The 18,525-nt window shown below is 67.3% G+C and carries 18 protein-coding genes; 12 read left to right on the forward strand and 6 right to left on the reverse strand.

Translation table 11 applies throughout. The features are described 5' to 3' along the window. Positions 1–2 precede the first annotated feature (2 nt). Genes ACPEES_RS13275 through ACPEES_RS13290 form a run of 4 tightly spaced genes read left to right on the forward strand, consistent with a single transcriptional unit; the run spans position 3 to position 3,581 of the window. Positions 3–1,280 (forward strand): nitrous oxide reductase family maturation protein NosD, encoded by a 1,278-nt coding sequence (locus ACPEES_RS13275; RefSeq protein ID WP_435103982.1) that lies wholly within the window; start codon positions 3–5, stop codon positions 1,278–1,280. Beyond that, the gene (locus tag ACPEES_RS13280; protein ID WP_435103984.1) at positions 1,277–2,200 is read left to right on the forward strand and encodes an ABC transporter ATP-binding protein; all 924 of its coding nucleotides are present in this window, start codon (positions 1,277–1,279) and stop codon (positions 2,198–2,200) included. Before ACPEES_RS13275 ends, ACPEES_RS13280 begins: the two co-directional genes overlap by 4 nt. Next, positions 2,197–3,018: an ABC transporter permease subunit gene (locus ACPEES_RS13285; protein WP_435103986.1), complete on the forward strand. Its 822-nt coding sequence runs from the start codon at positions 2,197–2,199 to the stop codon at positions 3,016–3,018. Before ACPEES_RS13280 ends, ACPEES_RS13285 begins: the two co-directional genes overlap by 4 nt. Further along, positions 3,018–3,581, forward strand: coding sequence for a nitrous oxide reductase accessory protein NosL (locus tag ACPEES_RS13290; RefSeq protein ID WP_435103987.1), 564 nt, complete (start codon positions 3,018–3,020; stop codon positions 3,579–3,581). Before ACPEES_RS13285 ends, ACPEES_RS13290 begins: the two co-directional genes overlap by 1 nt. Here ACPEES_RS13290 and ACPEES_RS13295 read toward each other — a convergent pair. Next, a complete protein-coding gene (locus tag ACPEES_RS13295; protein ID WP_435103988.1) occupies positions 3,578–4,852 on the reverse strand; it encodes an NAD(P)/FAD-dependent oxidoreductase in 1,275 nt (424 codons plus the stop codon). The two genes, ACPEES_RS13290 and ACPEES_RS13295, sit on opposite strands and share 4 nt — an antisense overlap. 494 nt (positions 4,853–5,346) lie before the next feature. Between ACPEES_RS13295 and ACPEES_RS13300 the strand changes: the two genes are divergently transcribed. From ACPEES_RS13300 to ACPEES_RS13325, 6 genes are all read left to right on the forward strand, one after another. Beyond that, on the forward strand, positions 5,347–6,597 hold the full coding sequence (locus ACPEES_RS13300) for a hypothetical protein (RefSeq protein WP_435103989.1): 1,251 nt from the start codon (positions 5,347–5,349) through the stop codon (positions 6,595–6,597). Positions 6,598–6,911: 314 nt separating this feature from the next. Further along, a complete protein-coding gene (locus tag ACPEES_RS13305) occupies positions 6,912–7,481 on the forward strand; it encodes a DJ-1/PfpI family protein (RefSeq protein WP_435103990.1) in 570 nt (189 codons plus the stop codon). Positions 7,482–7,537: 56 nt separating this feature from the next. Next, positions 7,538–7,891 (forward strand): ribbon-helix-helix domain-containing protein, encoded by a 354-nt coding sequence (locus ACPEES_RS13310; protein WP_435103991.1) that lies wholly within the window; start codon positions 7,538–7,540, stop codon positions 7,889–7,891. 540 nt (positions 7,892–8,431) lie between these two features. Next, positions 8,432–8,821, forward strand: a complete 390-nt coding sequence (locus ACPEES_RS13315) for a hypothetical protein (protein ID WP_435103992.1) — start codon at positions 8,432–8,434, stop codon at positions 8,819–8,821. Between the two features lie 5 nt (positions 8,822–8,826). Beyond that, entirely contained in the window at positions 8,827–9,522 is a 696-nt protein-coding gene (locus tag ACPEES_RS13320) for a type 1 glutamine amidotransferase (protein WP_435103993.1), read from the forward strand. Positions 9,523–9,720: 198 nt separating this feature from the next. Further along, positions 9,721–11,163 (forward strand): RsmB/NOP family class I SAM-dependent RNA methyltransferase, encoded by a 1,443-nt coding sequence (locus tag ACPEES_RS13325; protein ID WP_435103994.1) that lies wholly within the window; start codon positions 9,721–9,723, stop codon positions 11,161–11,163. Positions 11,164–11,183: 20 nt separating this feature from the next. On the opposite strand, the gene ACPEES_RS13330 is transcribed toward ACPEES_RS13325, so the two are convergent. The 5 genes from ACPEES_RS13330 to zwf all read right to left on the reverse strand — a co-directional run bounded on the left by ACPEES_RS13330 (position 11,184) and on the right by zwf (position 15,736). After that, positions 11,184–11,660: a MarR family winged helix-turn-helix transcriptional regulator gene (locus ACPEES_RS13330; RefSeq protein ID WP_435103995.1), complete on the reverse strand. Its 477-nt coding sequence runs from the start codon at positions 11,658–11,660 to the stop codon at positions 11,184–11,186. A gap of 78 nt (positions 11,661–11,738) precedes the next feature. After that, a complete protein-coding gene (hexR, locus tag ACPEES_RS13335; RefSeq protein WP_435103996.1) occupies positions 11,739–12,617 on the reverse strand; it encodes a transcriptional regulator HexR in 879 nt (292 codons plus the stop codon). Beyond that, complete coding sequence (glk, locus tag ACPEES_RS13340) at positions 12,614–13,591, reverse strand: glucokinase (RefSeq protein WP_435103997.1); 978 nt, start codon at positions 13,589–13,591, stop codon at positions 12,614–12,616. Before glk ends, hexR begins: the two co-directional genes overlap by 4 nt. Next, positions 13,572–14,273 (reverse strand): 6-phosphogluconolactonase, encoded by a 702-nt coding sequence (pgl, locus tag ACPEES_RS13345; RefSeq protein WP_435103998.1) that lies wholly within the window; start codon positions 14,271–14,273, stop codon positions 13,572–13,574. The genes glk and pgl overlap by 20 nt, the downstream gene beginning before the upstream one ends. After that, on the reverse strand, positions 14,273–15,736 hold the full coding sequence (gene zwf, locus ACPEES_RS13350; protein ID WP_435103999.1) for a glucose-6-phosphate dehydrogenase: 1,464 nt from the start codon (positions 15,734–15,736) through the stop codon (positions 14,273–14,275). The genes pgl and zwf overlap by 1 nt, the downstream gene beginning before the upstream one ends. Before the next feature lie 190 nt (positions 15,737–15,926). Between zwf and edd the strand changes: the two genes are divergently transcribed. Continuing rightward, the gene (gene edd / locus ACPEES_RS13355; RefSeq protein WP_435104001.1) at positions 15,927–17,768 is read left to right on the forward strand and encodes a phosphogluconate dehydratase; all 1,842 of its coding nucleotides are present in this window, start codon (positions 15,927–15,929) and stop codon (positions 17,766–17,768) included. Then, positions 17,761–18,456: a bifunctional 4-hydroxy-2-oxoglutarate aldolase/2-dehydro-3-deoxy-phosphogluconate aldolase gene (gene eda, locus ACPEES_RS13360; protein WP_435104002.1), complete on the forward strand. Its 696-nt coding sequence runs from the start codon at positions 17,761–17,763 to the stop codon at positions 18,454–18,456. Before edd ends, eda begins: the two co-directional genes overlap by 8 nt. The last annotated feature ends 69 nt before the right edge of the window (positions 18,457–18,525 follow it).

Below are 18,525 nucleotides of genomic sequence, written 5' to 3' on the forward strand. Positions count from 1 at the left end.
CGGTGCCCGAGCGACCGGCACGGGATCGGCCAGGGCGAGCGATGATGCTCGCCCTGGCCGGCGTCTGCGGCTTGCTGGCGGCCGTCGGCGAGCTGCATGCGCGGACGCTGGCGGCGCAGATCGCCGCCAGCGAGCCGGGGGCGGTGGTGGAGCTTTCGCCGGGCACCTACAGCGGGCCGGTGACTATCGATCATCCCCTGACGCTTACCGGTGAGCCCGGTGCGGTCGTCGAGGGCGACGGCGAGCATAGCGTCATCACCGTGAGTGCGCCGGATGTGGTCATCCGAGGGCTGACCATACGAGGTTCCGGTGTGAGCCTGCGGGACATGGACGCGGGGATCGTCCTGGAGCAGGCCGCGCGCGGGGCGCTTGTCGAGGGCAACCGGATCGAGGGCAACCTCTTCGGCGTGCACGTGGAGGGAGCTCCGGACAGTCTCGTTCGCGGCAATACCATTATCGGGCGCCGGGATCTGCGCATGAACGAGCGCGGCAATGGCGTGTACCTGTGGAATGCGCCCGGGACGCGCATCGTCGACAACCGCTTCCGCTTCGGCCGCGACGGCATATTCACCACCACCAGCAAGCGCAATGTGTTCTCGGGTAATCGTTTCGAGGACCTGCGCTTCGGCGTCCACTACATGTACACCAACGACAGCACGGTTCGCGACAACGTCTCCGTCGGCAATCACGCTGGCTACGCGATCATGTATTCGAGCCGGATCAAGGTGCGTGGCAACGTCTCCCGCGGCGATCGCGACCACGGGTTGATGCTCAATTACACCAACCACAGCGAGATCACCGGCAATGCCGTGGTCGATGGCGGCAACAAGTGCGTGTTCATCTACAACGCCAACTTCAACGAATTCCGTGGCAACCGGTTCCAGGGCTGTGGTATTGGCGTCCACTTCACAGCCGGCTCGCAGGATAACCTGCTCGCGGACAACGCCTTTATCGGCAACCGCACCCAGGTGAAGTACGTGGGCACGCGCGATCTGCGCTGGGCTCACGGCGGACGGGGCAATTACTGGAGTGATCACACCGCCTTCGATCTCGATGGCGACGGTATCGCCGACCGGGCGTACCAGCCGAATGGCCTGGTGGATCAGGTCATGTGGCGCGCGCCCCAGGCGAAGCTGCTGCTGGCGAGTCCCGCCGTGCAGCTGTTGCGCTGGGCGCAGTCGGCATTTCCGGCGATCCGCCCGGGCGGCATCGTCGACCCGGCGCCATTGATGCACCCGCCGGCGCTGCCGGAGAACGTGCGCGCGGAGGTGAACGGATGAATGCGCCGGTCGTGGAGATCGCCGGGCTGGAGAAGCACTATGGCCACTTTCACGCCCTTGCCGGTATTGATCTGAGCGTGCCTGCAGGGGAGCTGCTCGCCCTGCTCGGGCACAACGGTGCCGGGAAAACCACGCTGATGAAGATACTGCTCGGCCTTACGGGCCCCAGTGCCGGGAGCGTCCATGTGCTCGGTACGGTCCCGGGTCGCGCCGCCGCGGTTGCGCAGCGCAGCCGTATCGGTTTCCTGCCGGAAAATGTCGTCTTCGCCGGTGCCATGACCGGGCGTGAGGTGTTGCGGTGGTTCGCGCGTCTGAAGCGCCGCGCCGCCGGCGAAGTCGGACCGTTGCTGGAGCGTGTCGGCCTCGACGATGCCGCGGACAAACGCGTTCGTACCTATTCCAAGGGCATGCGCCAGCGGCTGGGGCTCGCCCAGGCACTCCTGGGCGAGCCCCGGCTGCTGCTCCTCGACGAGCCCACTACTGGCCTCGATCCTGTGCTACGGCAGAGTTTCTACGCCATTGTCGGCGAGCTGCAGCGCGCGGGAACGACGGTCATCGTCTCGTCCCATGTGCTCACGGAGCTCGAGATGCGAACCGACCGCATTGCCATCATGAGCGGCGGACGCCTGCTCGCGAGCAATACGCTACCCGAGCTGTGCCGGCAGGCCGGGCTGCCGGTGCGCATCCGCGTGGACATCGACCCGGCGCGTATCGACGACGCGGTCGAGGCAAGCGGTGGGCACCTCCTCGCTGATCACGCCGGCGGCATCGACATCGCGGTGCGCGTCGAAGACAAGCTGGATGCCGTACGCGGCCTGACCCGGCTCGAGGATGGCCTGGTTCGTGATCTCCAGATTCACCCCCCGAGCCTGGAAGCGGTGTACGCTCACTACAGCGCAGGGGAGGGCGCCCGCCAATGAGGGTCATCGCCTCCATCGCCGCCCGGGAGATCCGCGCCGGACTACGCAACCGCTGGGTGGTGGCCGCCACGAGTATTCTCGCCGTGCTCGCGCTGGTGCTCGCGTTCCTCGGCAGCGCGCCCCAGGGGGAAGTGGATGCCGGCGGGCTCGCCGTCAGCGTGGTCTCCCTGTCGTCGCTGTCGATTTACCTGCTGCCGCTCATTGCGCTCATGCTCGCCTACGACGCCATCGTGGGTGAAGTCGAGAATGGCACGTTGCTGCTGCTGCTCGCCTATCCGGTCAGCCGCTGGCAGGTCCTTGCGGGCAAGTGTCTCGGGCACGGGGCGATTCTCGCGTTCGCCACCATCGTGGGCTTCGGCCTCGCAGGCGTCGCCATCGCGGTCACAGCGCCGGTGTCGGCCGCCGGTGTGTGGGCGTTCTTTGCGCTGGTGGGGTCTTCGGTGCTTCTCGGTTGGGTATTCGTGGCCATTGGCTATCTGCTCAGCACGCTCGTACGCGAGCGAAGCACGGCTGCCGGGCTCGCCGTCGTCGTCTGGCTGGCATTCGTCGTGCTCTACGACATGGCGCTACTCGGCCTGCTGACGACCACGGCAGGTCAGGGCTGGATTGCCAGTGCCGTGCCGGTCCTCTTGCTCCTCAATCCCGCCGACGCCTATCGGCTGTTCAACCTCATGGGGCTGCCGGAGGTGCAAACGTTCGCCGGTCTCGGCTCCGCCGGCCAGGGTGTGTCGGTGTGGTTGCCGTTGTCGGCCCTCGTGGCCTGGATCGCCGCGCCGCTCGGTGCGGCCTGGCTAGTGTTCAGCGCTAAGGAGCTCTGATGCGTTTCGTTACCCGAACAGTACTTGTATGCACTGTCGCCATGCTCATCGGTGGCTGCCAGGGCGGTGGTGACGGTAATGAGCGGCCGGAGGCGGTGACACCGACGCGGGAGGCGATCACCTACTACGGGCGCATGATCCTGGTGGACCATCGCGGTCCCAAGGCCCAGATCCACCTGCGCTCCCGGGCATCCGCGCTCTGGTTCTCCCAGGTGCGCGATGCTATCGCCTTTACGCTTTCCCCCGAGGAGCCGAACGATATCGCGGCCATCTATGTCACCGACATGGCCGAGGCGGCGGGCTGGGATTCGCCACAGCATTGGGTGCCCGCCCGGGAGGCCGTGTACGTCATCGACAGCGACCGACGTGGCGGCATGGGGGCGTTGGAAGCCGTGCCGTTCTCGCGGCGTCAGGCCGCGCTGGCGTTCGTCGACGAGCACGGCGGCGAGATCGTCACCTGGGCCGATATGCCGGATGCCTATATCCTGGAGCGGTCCGTTGAAGCCGTGGCCGCGCCGGCCATGGAGCATGGCGGCGCGGGTGGCGTCCATTCGGGGCACTAATGCAGTTTCACCTTCGCTGACCCCGTACGCCGGAGCCAGTCGCTCAGCATCATGGCCAGGGTGCGGGGCAGCCCCAGCAATGCCCTCTGATGGGCACGGTAGAGCATGCGGTATGCCGCTTTGGCAGCCAGCCCGCTCAAGCTCAGGCTCATGCCCGTGGCCGGGCCGATGATGCGGCCGAGGGCGTCGTAACGGGCGAGCGAGACGAGCGATCCCATGTCCTCGTACTGGAACGGTTCCTGCGGACGGCCGCCGATGAGCGTGGGGAGCGCAGTGGCGAGGTATTCCGCCTGTTGCCGGGCGGCCTGGGCCCGTGGCGGCACGACGGCGCCGTCCTTGCCGCCCTCGTTGTGGGCGCAGTCACCGATGGCGAAGATCCGGTCCTGCCCCCGTGCGCGCAGGTGCCCGTCCACCCGGATTCGATCGCGCTCGCAGATGTCCAGGTCCGTGAAGGTTCGGGCGACGGCCGGACCGCGTACGCCGGCAGCCCATACGGTGAGGTCCGAGCGCAGCTCGCGGCCGTCGTCGAGGCGCACCTGGGTGGCGTCCACCTCGGCCACGCCGACGCCGAAAAGCAGCCGGACTCCAAGCCGGTCCAGCACGCGCGCGGCGTTCTCCGCGATATGGTCTGGCAGCGGTGGTAGCAGACGCGGCGCACGCTCGATCAGGCTGATCTCGACGCCCTGGCCGGGGAGGTCCAGGCCGTAGGCCCGCGCCACCTCGGCGGCGTGGCAGATCTCGGCGGCGAGCTCGACGCCCGTGGCGCCACCGCCGACGATGGTGATCCGCGCCGGCGTGCCCGCTCCGTACGCTGTCCGTCCGAGGGTCGCGAGCAGGCTGTTGTGAAGATCCTCGGCGTCTTCGCGGCTCTCCAGCGTCATGGCGTGCTCGGCAACGCCCGGGGTACCGAAATCCTCGAGGGCACTGCCGAGGGCGAGTACGAGGTAATCGTATTCGAGGCGGCGGGCGGGTAGAACTTCTCGACCGCGGTGATCGTTGACCGCGGCGACTTGCAGGTGGCGCTGCGCTGCGTCGAGGCCGGTTACCGCACCGAGTGTGAAGCGGAAGCCATGGCGCCGGGCGAGTGCGTTATACGGCAGCTCGTCCTGAAACGAATCCAGTGTGCCCGCGGCCACCTGGTGGTACAGCGGTTTCCATAGATGCGTCGGATGCCTGTCGACGAGCGTAACCCGCAGATCGCCCTGGTCGGCGAGTCTGGCGGCGAGATCGGCGCCGCCCGCGCCGCCTCCGGCAATGATGACCTCTCGCATCGTGTTTCCCGTCCGTTATTCAGTGACGTCTCCCCGGGCCGCCGGATCCTTCCCGGTTCCCCGGGCCGGAAACCGTTTTAGCGTTTCCTTTGCGGCGAGATCAAACGCCGCACCGGCAGCATTTGACGGGACACGTCACCGTCACTAGTCTTTTGTGCGCTAAGGGAAGGCGGTGCGAACCAGCGACAGGCGGCATACGGATGTGAATCTTCCCGACGAACTCCTCTCGACGCTTTCGAACGGTGACCACGCAACCGGTGCGCGACCCGGCTGTGTCGTGACCACTTGCGCATTTGCCTTACCGGCCGTCTCGTGCGCGCCGGTACAGTCTCGTCGGTTGTCCAGCCTGGCAGTGTCTGCCGTCGTGCGGGTCCACGCCGAACGGCAGCGCCGTGAATCTGTAGCAGAGAATAATAATTGGTAATCCTTGGTTTCTCTTTTCGGGTGCGGGCAGCGAAAACGAGTAACGAGCCGATCTGATCATGGAGAACGTCGTGCAACGGAACACGGATACGGAAAGAAAGGTTCGCCAGGGTGTGGCCACAGCGTGGCCAATCAAGGCTGGTTTCATCGTCGCGGCCCTTGCCGTGCTCTCGGCATGTGGCGGCGGTGGTGGTGACGATGGTGGCGACAACGGCGGTCCCGGCGACGGTGGCGATCCCGGCGGGCCCGGGGCGGAGCAGACCTTGCACACCATCGAGCCCGCCCGTTTCACCAGCGAAGAGACCGTGGCGCTGCTCGCGCCGGGATCCGTCTATTCGGAAACGGTCGGGTTTACCCGCATGGGCATGATGTTCATCGGGCCCATGATGGACCCCACGGCCGGCGACCGGATGGCGGGCACGGAGCCCTGCGGCCTCGAGGGGCGCAGGGTCAAGCTCGGGCAGCAGAACGAGGACGTTGCGTCACCATTCACCGGTGCCCTGTTCGACATGTTGGAGACCGACGCCGAAAACTGTCGCGAAGGTGACGACGAGGTCGCCGAAAATGCGCTGGCGTCGTTCGCTGACGGCTATCGCCGCACGGGTTATCCGATCACCGGGCCGGGAAGCGGCGATATCGCCACGCAGAACGTATTCATCGGCTACGAGGAATCCGGACGCTCCTTGGACGAGCCGTTCATCGCGCGCCTCACCTTCGACAGTGATTCATCGTTCGAATGGGCGCGCCGCTGGCAGGGCCACGTCCGTCTGTCCCGCGACGGCACCGGCGACAGCTTCGGCACAGCCGGTGGTGAGACATATCTGTACCAGGTCAGCCGGTACCTGAACCGGCACGACGACAATGCCAATGTGCGGCTGGTGCAGACTGGCTCTGCGGACGAGGCATTCTGGATGGCATACGATCCGAGGGCCGGTATGGAGCCCGAAGATGGCCGTGTGGAGCGCTATCGTGGCCTCTATGGCATCGAATGGGTCAAGGTGGCCGACGAAGCGCTGCCGTCGACCTGCCCGAGCGGTCGGTTCCAGGTCGAAACACGGCAGGACCTGGTGACCCGTCCCATGCCGGAGGATCAGCGCTACCTGATGCACGATGGCAGCGAAGTCGTCACCGGCGTCGTTCACATGCGCGACCAAAGTGGCAATGAAGCGACCGTGACCTACGACGGCACCGCCGACGCGGTAACCGTCGAGCTCAACGACCGCCCGCCGAGGACCTACACCTACGCCGACATCGAAGCCATCACCAAGGAGCTCTGTGCGCCGGAGGCCTTTGCCGGCCGGCTTGCCCGCATGCCGGAGTGATGCCGGTTGCCGCCGGGTCGGGTCGAAACAGCGGCCCGGCCCGGCGGCAGGGCACGTAGCGATTCGCGGATTCGTTTGGCGAGGACGCTTCGGTTTGCTCCGGCTTCAGGCCGACCTTCCATTGAATACCGATTGATACCGCTCGTCCGGCAACTAGTCATCAAAGGTGGTGTGGGTCAGGAAATCCGGTGAGCGGCTGTTTCTCGCAGCGGCTTTCGGCACGATTTCTGCCACCATGTAGCACTCCACTAATACCACCCAACGGCCGGCCCTTGTTAGAAGCAGAGGTTCTCTCAACGCTCAGGAGTGCCAGGATGGGTAACAAGAAAATCCTGCTGATCACCGGCGACTTTACCGAAGACTACGAGACCATGGTGCCCTTTCAGGCGCTCATGGCCGTCGGCCACCAGGTGCATGCGGTTTGTCCGGACAAGCAAGCGGGCGACACGGTCGCGACCGCGATCCACGATTTCGAGGGGGATCAGACCTACACTGAGAAATCCGGCCACCACTTTACTCTGAATGCGAGTTTTGATCGGGTCGACGTCAACGAGTACGACGCACTGGTAATCCCCGGTGGCCGGGCACCGGAGTACCTGCGCCTGAACGCGGGCGTGCTGACGCTGGTGCGGCACTTCTTCGAAGCGGACAAGCCGGTGGCGGCGATCTGTCACGGGGCTCAGCTGCTCGCGGCAGCGGGCGTGCTCAGGGGACGTGTCTGCTCCGCTTATCCGGCCTGCAAACCGGAGGTGGAGCTCGCAGGCGCCGAGTATGCCGATATCGCCGTCGATACGGCGGTCACTGACGGCAACCTGGTCACAGCACCGGCATGGCCGGCGCATCCGGCCTGGTTGTCACGGTTCATGACGCTGTTGAACGACTGAACCCGACAGCGGGCAGTATCCCGATACTGCCCGTCGATTGCCAGCGAGATTTCAGCATGTGTCAGCTGTTTACCAATGCCGACCCCACCCTGTGGAGTAGTGCAACCCGTTCTCTGCGTATTGACGGCATGGTTACCAGCGTGCGACTGGAGAATTTCTTCTGGACTATTCTGGAGGAAATCGCCAAGCGGGACGGGATGAATCTACCGCAGATGATTACGCAGCTCTACCACGAATCGATAGATTCCGGGCATGACCCCGGGAACTTCACCTCGTTTCTGCGAGTGTGCGCGGTGCGTTATCTGACCCTGCAGTTAAGCGGCGATATTCCCCACCAAACGAACATCCCGATCCGTTCACTGGACGCAGACCGCATTCTGGCCAGGGAGTTCGAGCAACAGCACTGCTGAACCATCGTTTCGGCCGGTAAGGCAACCGGTTGTCGGATGCATGCGCTTTGTAAAGCACCCTGGACGAGCGTCCCCGGGCCGGGCACCCATTGGGTATCGCAGGCGACGTCGCGGACCGATTGACGACGTCTATTGACGCGTAGAAAAAAGCCATCGATCAGGGGGTTGTGGCGCGCGTTGTGCGGTGCCACAATATCTTTGCCCCGGTGGTGAGCGCCCCGGGGTATCGTCGTTTGGGCCGGTTCGGTATATGAGGACCCGGCCATAAGTGTTGCCACCGTTGAGTCTTTCCGTGTCTCTGTTGCCGCGTGGTGTGTACCGTCGAGGTGTGCGCCTGGGGGCGCAGTGACACGGGGGCGGCCCCCGGGGTTCCGGCAGGCGTCCGCCTGGAGTCAGCGCCTCGGTAACCGATCCGGATTTGCGTTGCTTGCGGTTGTGTAGCCCGTGGCTGCAGTACGCGCCCCACGCTTTGCCGGCTCGGCCGACGGCACGCCGCCGAGGTGACAACACTTATGGCCGGGTCGGCAATGGGGGCGTGTCATGGTTGAGCAGTTTTTGCGTGTTGCGGATGATCTGGGTTGGGATGTCGGCGATCAGATTGCCAAGCTCGAGGAGTTTGCCGAGCATTTCGGGGTGAGCGGGCGACTCGAGGAGTTTCTCGAGCGCCGCGGCATTGCCGGATCGGCACGGCGTGATCTCAAGCGGGTGCGCGATACCCTGCTGGATTTCGTCGAGGTGCTGGGTAATCGCGGAGCGATGAATCACTTTCTCCAGCGTGAGCTGCGCCTGGCCGCGGAGGCTGCCGCCCGGGCGCGGGCGGAAGCGGCCGCCCAGGAGGCGGTGCGCGAGGCCGGCGCGGGTGCTACGCAAGCGGTGCGGGGCACCGGTTTTCTCGGCTGGCTGCGGCGGCGTACGCGTATCGGGGCGTGACAGTCATGCGTATCGGCGTGCTGCTTTGTGACGATCTCCACGAGGGGCTCGAAACCCACTGGACGAGCTACAGGGCCATGTTCGAGGCCATGCTCTCCCCGGCGGGGCGTGTCCGGGCGTGGCGGTGTCACGCTGACGAGTGGCCGCCGGACCCGACCGAGTGTGATGCCTGGGTGGTCAGTGGCTCGCGCGCGAGCGTCTACGAGGACAAGTCCTGGATCGTGCGCCTGCTGGCGTTCGTGGCGGACGCTCACGCCGCCGGGCGGTCGCTGCTCGGAATCTGTTTCGGTCATCAGGTGGTGAATGCCGCCCTCGGTGGCGACGTGGCAAGGGCAGAGTCCGGCTGGGGACTCGGTCTGCACCGTGCAGCGGTGGTCGAGGACTTCGGCCGCTGGCGGCGCGGCGAAGAGATCGCGCTACTGTCGGTGCACCAGGATCAGGTCGCGCGACCGGCGCCGGGAATGCGTCGGCTCGCAACGAGCCGGTTCTGCCCGAACTACGTGACGGCAGCGCCCGGCGTGCTGACTGTGCAGGGGCATCCGGAGTTTGATCGGGCGTTCTTCAGCGCGCTTTTGCCGCGGCTGGTGGAGAAAGCCGGTCAGATCCGCGTGGATCGGGCGCGCGAGAGTCTCGCGCGCCCCGACGACCACGATGCATTCCGTGGGTATGCCTGTGCGTTTCTGGCCGGTGAGGCGGCCTGAAGCGCGCGCGTATTGGTGGCATAATGCCGCTCCCATGCCGATTCCGGCCTACGTGTCGCGGCGCGCGCGATCGGTGCCGGGCCGACCGGCATGGCAATACACCGTCGTATGCCCGCCAGTACCGGATCGGCCGCTACCGGCCGTGACCCCTCATCCCGGGTGATCCGGTGAGACAGGCGGGCCAGCCAGCCGGAGCCCATGTCGAATCCGAGTACCCACGCAGCGGCGAGGCAAGTGTATGCCCGTTATCGCGCCATCGTTCCGGACTGGAACGCCTTTCTCGACAGCCTGAGCCGTCCGCTCGCGACCACCGTATGGGCGCACCCCTGGCGGATCGGGCGAGAGCGACTGCGCCCCTTGCTCGCTGAGGCGGGTATCGAGACGACCCCGGTGCCGTGGCATCCCCAAGCCCTGCGCATGCCCGAGGGCGTGGGGGCGGGGGCGCACTGGGGGCTCGCCGCCGGCCTCTACCAGCCCCAGGAAGAGGTGGCGATGGTGCCGGTGACGTTGCTGGACCCGCAGCCGGGTGAACGGGTTCTGGACATGTGCGCGGCACCCGGCAACAAGACTGCCCAGATCGCCGTGGCCATGAACAACACCGGCACGGTGCACGCGAACGAGGTTCAGAAAGGGCGACTCGCGGCGCTGCGCCGGACCGTCAAGCGCCTGGGGCTGGCGAACGTCACGGTTACGCTGGCGCCGGGCCAGGATCTTTCCCTGCGCAATGGTCCGTTCGACCGCGTGCTCGTGGATGCGCCCTGCAGTGGCGAAGGCATCTGGCGCAAGGGGCGGGGCGAGCGGGGGCAACGGGCGCTGCAGATCGCCGACGACGCCATGCGCGAGCGCCTCGCCCGCCGTCAGCGCCAGCTGCTCACTCGTGCCGTGCGTCTTGCGGCGGTGGGCGCGCGCATCGTCTACTCCACCTGCACCATTGCGCCCGAAGAGAATGAAGCCGTGGTGGACGCTGTCCTGCGCGCGTTTCCCGGGAGACTGCGCGTACGCCCGGCGCGGCTGCCCGGGGTCAATGCATCGGCGGGAGTGACCGCGTGGTCGGGGGTGGAGTATGACGAGGCGGTGGCCGGCACTGCCCGCGTATGGCCGCACCAGAACGATACGGGTGGGTTCTATGTGGCCGTTCTCGAAAAGGTGGATGGCGTGGAAACGCATGGTGATCATGCGCCGCCGCCTGCAGGCGACTCGTCGGAGCTCGCCGCGCTTGCCGAGCGTTTCGGCCTGGCCGAGGCGGCCGTTGAGGGGTTGACTGTGGTGGCCGGCAGCGGCCGATATCTGCAACTCGCCAGCGCCGACCATCGTCTGCCTCCGGCGCTGGAGGTACAGTCGACCGGGTTGCCGGTGGTGGGGCTGCAGGCGCGGCCGCCGAAACCCACGACGGCTGCCGCGATGGCCCTCGGGGCAGGAGCGGCCAGGAACTGCCTGGACCTGGATGCTGGCGAGCTTGCCGCATTCATGCGTCGCGAGCCGTTAACCCGCACGCCTGGGGCACTGGGCCGCATTGGCTCGCGCGGCTACGTTCTGGTGCGTCACCGCGGCTTCGGTATCGGCGTCGCCTGCACCCGCGGCGCACTGGATCGCCCAGAGGTGTCCCTCGCGAGCCTTTACCCCAAGGCCTGGGGCGTCTGAGACCCGGAGGCGGGGGCGTGTCAGTCGCGCTGGCGCTCCTGCTCGGTGATGGTCGCGGCACGTTCACGCAGGTAGCGCAGCACGCGGAGCGTTGTGCGCATATCCTCCTCGTCGAGCCCCTCCACCATTTCCTCGCGAAGTTCCGCAGCAACCGCCATGATGCGGTCGAGCATGCGGTGAGCGCGTTCGGTGAGGTAGATACGGTTGCGCCGCCGGTCTTCCTGGCAGGCGCGGCGTTCGATCCAGCCGTCGGCAGCGAGCCGGTCGAGCAGCCGGACGACCGTCGGGGGCTCGATACCGGTGCGAGCGGCGAGCTCACGTTGCGTCAGCCCTTCGCCGCCGCGGGAGATGTTGAGCAGGGTGCGCCATTTCGCCTGGCTGAGTCCCAGCGGGCGCAGGCGCACATCTAGAGCCTGACGCCATTGTTGGGCGGTCTCGTTGAGCATCAGGGCGAGGCCGTCGACCAGGGCGGCGTCAGGGCGGTTGGTTTCAGTCATCTTCTGGGGTCTGCAACGATTCGGTTACGAATCATGATACCAGCGTGCCGCGCCCATCCAAGCGCTGCGTACCGCCGTTCAGCGGGCGAGGCGTTTCTCGCGAAGGCGGCCTTTGGTGCGCTCGAGCTTGCTGAGAAGCTCCGGGCCCCGGCGCAGGGCGACGCCGACGGATAGCACATCGACGATCGCCAGGTGAGCCATGCGTGAGGTCATGGGGGTGTAGACGTCGGTGTCTTCGCGCACGTCGGCGAACAGCGTCAGGTCGGCGTGCTCGGCGAGCGGGGAGCCGGCCGCGGTGATCGCGATGACACGGGCGCCGGCGTCCCGCGCGAGATCGGCACTGTCGAGCAGCTCCGCACTGCGACCGGTGTGGGAGATGGCGACCACGACGGCGTCCGCCGGCAGTATGGAGGCGGACATACCGTGCACGTGGGCGTCGGTGTACGCGACGGTGGGGATACCCAGTCGGAAGAACTTGTGCTGGGCGTCCATGGCCACCATGCCCGAGGCACCATGGCCGTAGAACTCGATGCGGCTCGCCGCCGCGAGGTAGCCGATGGCCTGGTCCAGCTGGTTCGGGTTGAGATGATTGCGCACCTGTACCAGCGTGGCGATCGAGCGATCGATGACTTTCGCGGTGAGATCGGCGGTGGTCTCGTCCGGGCGTACGCCCTCGAACACGAACGGAACGCCGGCGGCGAGGCTGCGCGTGAGCTCCAGCTTGAATTGCTGGAAGCCCTCGTAGCCCATGGTCCGGCAGAAGCGGATCACGGTGGGCTCGCTTACCCCGGCGTGAGCGGCGACCTGCGCGATGGGCGCGGAGGCGACATCGTGGGGATGCTCCACCACCAGCTCCGCGACCCGGCGCTCTGCCTGGCGCAGGCCGTCGAGCATGGCGCGGATACGTGCGACCAGCGTGCTGCCGCCGCGTTCGCCGTCTTCGGGGGTACCGATCATGGGACCTCCTGTACGGCGTGGGCCAGCCCCGCCAGAGCCGGATCCGCGGCGTGTACCTGCCAGACGGGGATGCGGCGGAGATACTCGCAAGCGCGCCCCTTCGCCTCGAAGCGCTCACGGAAGCGCTCGCCGTCGAACAGCGCACCGAGCTTCGGCAGGATGCCGCCACAGAGATAGACGCCACCACGCGCGCCGGTGGCCAGCGCGACGTTACCGGCCATGGTCGCCAGCGCATCGCAGAACAGCACCACTGCCTCATGGGCCAGCGGCTGCCCTTCGGTGGCGGCCCGGGTGATCGCCGAGGCGGGTTGGTCGTTGACGTCCTCCTTGCCTTCGAGCTCGCACAGCGCTGCATACACGGCCGTCAGGCCGATACCCGAGGCCACGCGCTCGATGCTGCAGTGGCCGTAGCGTGTACGGATACGGGCAGCCACCTGGGCCTCCCGGTCACTGTTGGGGGCGAAGGTGGTGTGACCGCCTTCCGTCTCCAGCGCATGCCAGCCCGTCGCGCAGGGGACCAGCACGGAAACCCCGAGGCCGGTCCCCGGGCCGAGCACGCCGATGGGCCGATCGGCTTCCGGCATGCCGGTGCCGATGCGCGTGCATTCCTCGGGCTTGAGGTGGGGCACGGCGAGTGCCTGGGCGGCGAAGTCGTTGATGAACGTCAGCCGCTCCAGCCCCAGGCGGTCACGGTTGTCGCTGACCGAGAACGCCCAGGGGGAGTTGGTCATCGCCAGCCAGTCCCCGAGAACGGGGGTGGCGATGGCGCACAGTGCATGGGTGGGATGCGCCGGCGGCGCGACCGCTTCCAGGTAAGCACGGGCTGCAGAGGCGAAGTCGCGAAAATCCGCGGTGGGCAGCCGGCGGATTTCCCGGGGCTCCGGCCGTTCCGGGAATACCAGGGCGAAGCGGGCATTGGTGCCGCCCACGTCCGCAATCAGCCGGGGCGTTGCATCAGGGTGACCAGAAGACATCGACCGGTGTCCGCTGCTGGTGAAGGAATAAACGGATGGGTAACGCTCGCGCCGGGCCCTGCTCGCAGGCCCGCTCGAGAACGCCCCACTTGTCGAGGCCGGTAATGTGCAGAATGATCCGGCGACTGTCGAGCAGGCGTGACGGTGTCAGGCTGATACGCGCGTGGGGGGCGCTCGGAGCAGTGCCCACGCAGCAGGGCGCCGGGTCGTCCACGTCCGGGAAGTCAGTGTCCGGGAAGAGCGAGGCGGTATGGCCGTCTCCGCCCATGCCGAGAATCACCACGTCCAGCGGCGAGGGCACGGCGGTCAGGGCGTCGCGGCAGCCGGCGAGACCGCTGTCCGGGTCGGGGCTGCCGTCGTACAGCGGTACGAACGTGGCTTCGGCCGCCGGTCCTCGCAGCAGGTGCTCGCGCACCAGCGCGGCATTGCTCGACCCATCGCTCTCCGGCACCCAGCGCTCGTCGGCGAGCGTGACGGTCACCCGTGACCAGTCGAGCGGGCAGGCCGCCAGGGCCTCGAAGAAGGGTACCGGCGTTCGGCCGCCGGAGACGACCAGGCTCGCCGCGCCCCGGTCAGTGACGGCCCGGTTGAGGTCTGCCGCCACCGTCTCGGCGAGCTGTGCGGCCAACGCGGCGCCGTCGTCGAAGCGTTGTGCGTTTGCCATGCGATCCTTTGCGCTCATCAGCTCTCCTCGTGCCAGGCGGCACCGTCGCGGCTGAGCAGGGCGCTGGAGGCAGCGGGGCCCCAGGTGCCGGCGGTGTAGGACTTGGGCGCGTCGCCGATGTTCTCCCAGGCTTCGAGAATGGGCTCGACCCACTCCCAGGCCGCGTAGAGCTCGTCGCGCCGCATGAACAGCGTCAGCCGCCCGCGCAGGACATCGGTGAGCAGTCGCTCGTAGGCGTCTGCCTGGCGCTGCTTGAACGTCTCGGCGAAGTCCAGGTCCAGGGACACCGGGCGCAGGCGCATCTCATCGCCGGGCGCCTTGGCCATGATGTAGAGCTTCATGCCCTCGTCCGGCTGCAGGCGGATTACCAGGCGGTTGGGCTGGCTCGCCCCGTACACCCCGTCGAAGATGGAGTGGGGCACCTGGCGGAAGTTGATGACGATCTCGGCGAGGCGCTCCTGCAGGCGCTTGCCGGTGCGCAGGTAGAACGGCACGCCCGACCAGCGCCAGGTGCCGAGCTCCGCCTTGAGTGCCGCGAACGTCTCGGTCCGGCTTTCGGGGACGACGTCGTCCTCTTCCAGGTAGCCCGGCACCGGCTGACCGTCGACGGCGCCCGCCCGGTACTGACCGCGCACGGTGTTGTGTATGGCGTCGCGACCGCGCAGGGGCAACAGCGCGCGCAGGACCTTGAGCTTCTCGTCGCGTACGGCATTCTGATCGATGCTCGTGGGCGGCTCCATGGCGGTAATGGCGAGCAGTTGCAGAAGGTGATTCTGCACCATGTCGCGCAGTGCGCCGGTGTTGTCGTAGAAGCCCGCGCGGCCCTCGACGCCCACCTGCTCGGCGACGGTGATCTGCACGTCGCGCACCCATTCGCGCCGCCACAGGGGCTCGAACAGCGCGTTGCCGAAACGCAGGGCGATCAGGTTCTGGACGGTTTCCTTACCGAGATAGTGATCGATCCGGTAGATCTGATCCTCGGCGAAAATCTCGCCGATCTGCTCGCTGATCGTCTGGGCGGAGGCGAGGTCGTGACCCAGCGGCTTCTCCAGTACCACGCGGCTGGCCCGGTTGGTCAGGCCCGCGTGTTGCAGGTAGCGGCAGATATCCACGAACAGCTTGGGGCTGGTAGCGAGGTAGAATACGCGGCTGCGGTGACCGGGCTCGCCGAGGCAGTCGCTCAGGTTGGTGTAACTGTCCGCGTCGGTGGCGTCGACCCGGGCGAAGTCCAGTCGTTCGGCGAAGCTGGCCCACACCTCGGAATCGAACTCGTCGGCCGGCAGGTAGCGCCGGCAGCTTTTCTCCACCTCCGCGATGTAGCGCTCGCGATCCATGGCGCTGCGCGCGGTGCCCACGATGCGCCCGTCGTCCGGCAGCTGGCCGGCGCGGTGGCGGCGGTAGAGGGCGGGCAGAAGCTTGCGCATGGCCAGGTCGCCGCTGCCGCCGAAGATCACGATCTCGAACGGGCTGATCTCTTCCACGGTCCTCTCCCAATCGACTGCATGCGCTGGCGCTGGGCCAGAGGTTCGACACGCAGTCTAATGTAGCTTGGTTACTTTGTCATCGTCGTTGCGACTACACTAATCGCTTGTAGTGATCGTGTCTTGCCTCTCGCGTTGTAGTCAAACTACACTAAGCCCACTCGACCGAATATAGTCACAGGAGCACGGCATGGCAGCTATCAGGCCCGAGCTCGAGGCGGTCACCGAGCAGATCATCCGCCGCAGCGAGCGCACGCGGCGCGATTACCTCGATCGCCTGGAGCATGCCCGCCACGACGGGCCGGTGCGGCGCGAGCTCTCCTGCACCAACCTGGCGCACGCCTTCGCCGCCGCGCCCGCGGGTGACAAGGATGCGCTCAAGGGATTGCAGCGGCCCGACGTCGCCATCGTCTCCGCCTATAACGATATGCTCTCGGCACACCAGCCGTTGGAGCGTTTCCCGGCCTTGATCAAGCAGGCGGTGCGCGATGCCGGGGCCACCGCCCAGTTCGCCGGCGGCGTGCCCGCGATGTGTGACGGCATTACCCAGGGGCAGCCGGGCATGGAGCTGTCGCTGTTCAGCCGCGACGTCATCGCCATGGCCACGGCGGTGGCGCTCTCACACAATACCTTCGACGCCGGGCTTTGCCTCGGCGTGTGCGACAAGATCGTCCCCGGTCTGCTCATCGGCGCGCTGCATTTCGGCCACCTGCCGTTCGTCTTCGTTCCCGCCGGCCCCATGCCCTCGGGGATCCCCAACGAGGAAAAGGCGCGTGTGCGCCAGCAGTACGCCGCCGGCGAAGTGGGGCGCGACGCGCTGCTGGAATCGGAAGCGCGCTCGTATCATTCGCCGGGCACGTGCACGTTCTACGGTACCGCCAACTCCAACCAGATGCTCATGGAGGTCATGGGGCTGCACATGCCGGGGGCGGCGTTCGTCAACCCGAACACGCCATTGCGCGATGCGTTGACCGTCTCCGCCGCCCAGCGCGTGGTCGATCTGGTCGACGGCGGCGATGCCTATACCCCGGTGGGGCGCGTGGTCGACGAGCGTGCCATCGTCAACGCGGTGGTCGGGCTTCTCGCCACCGGCGGCTCCACCAATCACACCATGCATCTGGTGGCGATTGCCGCTGCCGCGGGCATTCGCCTCACCTGGGATGATTTCGATGCGCTCTCCCGCGTGGTGCCGCTGCTCGCCCGGGTCTACCCGAGCGGCTCGGCGGACGTGAACCAGTTCCACGATGCCGGTGGCATGGGCTTCGTGGTACGGGAGCTGCTCGATGCCGGCCTTCTCCATGAAGACGTGCTTACCGTGGCTGGCTCGGGGGGGCTGCGCCGTTACGCCGAGGCACCGGTGCTGGCCGACGGTCGGGCGTTTTGGGCGCCGGCAGTGGCGGAATCGGCCGACGATTCCGTGCTGCGGCCGGCGAGTGAGCCTTTCAGCGCCGACGGTGGTCTGCGGGTGCTCGACGGCAATCTCGGCCGTGCGGTGATCAAGGTTTCCGCCGTGGCCGAGGAGCACCGGGTGGTCGAGGCGCCTGCGCGGGTGTTCGACGACCAGGCTCAGGTGCTCGAGGCATTCCGGGCCGGCCAGCTCGACGGGGATCTGGTGGCGGTGGTGCGTTTCCAGGGACCGCGGGCCAATGGCATGCCGGAGCTGCACAAACTGACCCCCGAGCTCGGTGTCTTGCAGAAACGCGGATACAAGGTAGCCCTGGTCACCGATGGCCGCATGTCGGGTGCCTCCGGCAAGGTGCCGGCCGCGATTCACGTGACCCCCGAGTGCGTCTCGGGTGGGGCGCTCGCGAAGGTGCGCGACGGTGACGTCGTGCGCGTCGATGCCGGCAATGGGCGGCTCGACGCCCTGGTGGACGAAGGCGAGTGGGCGGCGCGTGAGCCGGCTACCGCGCCCGTGGCAGCGCAGCACGGCATGGGACGTGAGCTTTTCGCCGCCCTGCGGGGCGTGGCGAGCGGTGCCGAAGACGGTGCCCGAACCTTCGCGATGGGCGAGGAGGAAGCCGATGGTTGAGAACAATCGCCACGCCGAGGCGCTGTTTCGGCTGATCGACGGTGTACCCGTCATTCCCGTGCTCCAGGTCGAGCGCGTGGACGATGCGGTGCCGCTGGCACAGGCGCTCGTCGCAGGCGGGCTGCCGGTGCTGGAGGTGACGCTGCGTAGCGATTCGGCGCTGGCGGTCATCGAGCGTATGGCGCGGGATGTGCCGAACGCGGTCGTCGGGGCAGGGACGGTCAACGACCCGTCGGATTACGCCGCGGCCCGTGACGCCGGGGCGCAGTTCGCCGTGAGCCCCGGTGCGACGGATGCCCTCATCGACGTGGCTTCCGCGGAAGCGCTGCCCTGGCTGCCGGGGGCCGCCACCGCTTCCGAGGTCATGCGCCTGCGCGGCGCCGGGTACCGCTTTCTCAAGTTCTTCCCGGCGGTCGCTGCCGGTGGCCGCCCGGCGCTCAAGGCACTGGGCGGGCCCTTCGCCGACGTGCGCTTTTGCCCCACGGGCGGTGTCAAGGCCAACGACTTCCATGCCTGGCTCGCGCTCGGGAACGTGGTGTGCGTGGGCGGCAGCTGGCTGGCTCCGCCATCGCTCGTGGACGCTGGCGATTGGGAGGCCATTCGCGCAATCGCGCGGCAGGCGGTCGACGAAAACGGCTCCGAGGTAGGCGAGGAGGACCCCGGCGCCGCGCTCGAGGATTTGCGTTAGCGCGCGTTACCGATCTCCACGGGGGAGGTGCACGGGGGAACCTCCGGGGTTGCGCTCCCACACCGCCCC

The organism is Arhodomonas sp. AD133, assembly GCF_051195215.1.
In the GTDB taxonomy this organism is placed as follows: domain Bacteria; phylum Pseudomonadota; class Gammaproteobacteria; order Nitrococcales; family Nitrococcaceae; genus Arhodomonas.

Bases quoted from the DNA above. Each gene is read 5' to 3' on its own strand.
- pgl (WP_435103998.1), bottom strand. From the start codon at position 14,273: ATGAGCGCAAAGGATCGCATGGCAAACGCACAACGCTTCGACGACGGC.
- ACPEES_RS13315 (WP_435103992.1), top strand. From the start codon at position 8,432: ATGGTTGAGCAGTTTTTGCGTGTTGCGGATGATCTGGGTTGGGATGTC.
- ACPEES_RS13305 (WP_435103990.1), top strand. From the start codon at position 6,912: ATGGGTAACAAGAAAATCCTGCTGATCACCGGCGACTTTACCGAAGAC.
- ACPEES_RS13310 (WP_435103991.1), top strand. From the start codon at position 7,538: ATGTGTCAGCTGTTTACCAATGCCGACCCCACCCTGTGGAGTAGTGCA.
- ACPEES_RS13330 (WP_435103995.1), bottom strand. From the start codon at position 11,660: ATGACTGAAACCAACCGCCCTGACGCCGCCCTGGTCGACGGCCTCGCC.
- ACPEES_RS13285 (WP_435103986.1), top strand. From the start codon at position 2,197: ATGAGGGTCATCGCCTCCATCGCCGCCCGGGAGATCCGCGCCGGACTA.
- ACPEES_RS13280 (WP_435103984.1), top strand. From the start codon at position 1,277: ATGAATGCGCCGGTCGTGGAGATCGCCGGGCTGGAGAAGCACTATGGC.
- edd (WP_435104001.1), top strand. From the start codon at position 15,927: ATGGCAGCTATCAGGCCCGAGCTCGAGGCGGTCACCGAGCAGATCATC.
- ACPEES_RS13290 (WP_435103987.1), top strand. From the start codon at position 3,018: ATGCGTTTCGTTACCCGAACAGTACTTGTATGCACTGTCGCCATGCTC.
- ACPEES_RS13295 (WP_435103988.1), bottom strand. From the start codon at position 4,852: ATGCGAGAGGTCATCATTGCCGGAGGCGGCGCGGGCGGCGCCGATCTC.
- ACPEES_RS13320 (WP_435103993.1), top strand. From the start codon at position 8,827: ATGCGTATCGGCGTGCTGCTTTGTGACGATCTCCACGAGGGGCTCGAA.
- eda (WP_435104002.1), top strand. From the start codon at position 17,761: ATGGTTGAGAACAATCGCCACGCCGAGGCGCTGTTTCGGCTGATCGAC.
- hexR (WP_435103996.1), bottom strand. From the start codon at position 12,617: ATGATCGGTACCCCCGAAGACGGCGAACGCGGCGGCAGCACGCTGGTC.
- glk (WP_435103997.1), bottom strand. From the start codon at position 13,591: ATGTCTTCTGGTCACCCTGATGCAACGCCCCGGCTGATTGCGGACGTG.
- ACPEES_RS13325 (WP_435103994.1), top strand. From the start codon at position 9,721: ATGTCGAATCCGAGTACCCACGCAGCGGCGAGGCAAGTGTATGCCCGT.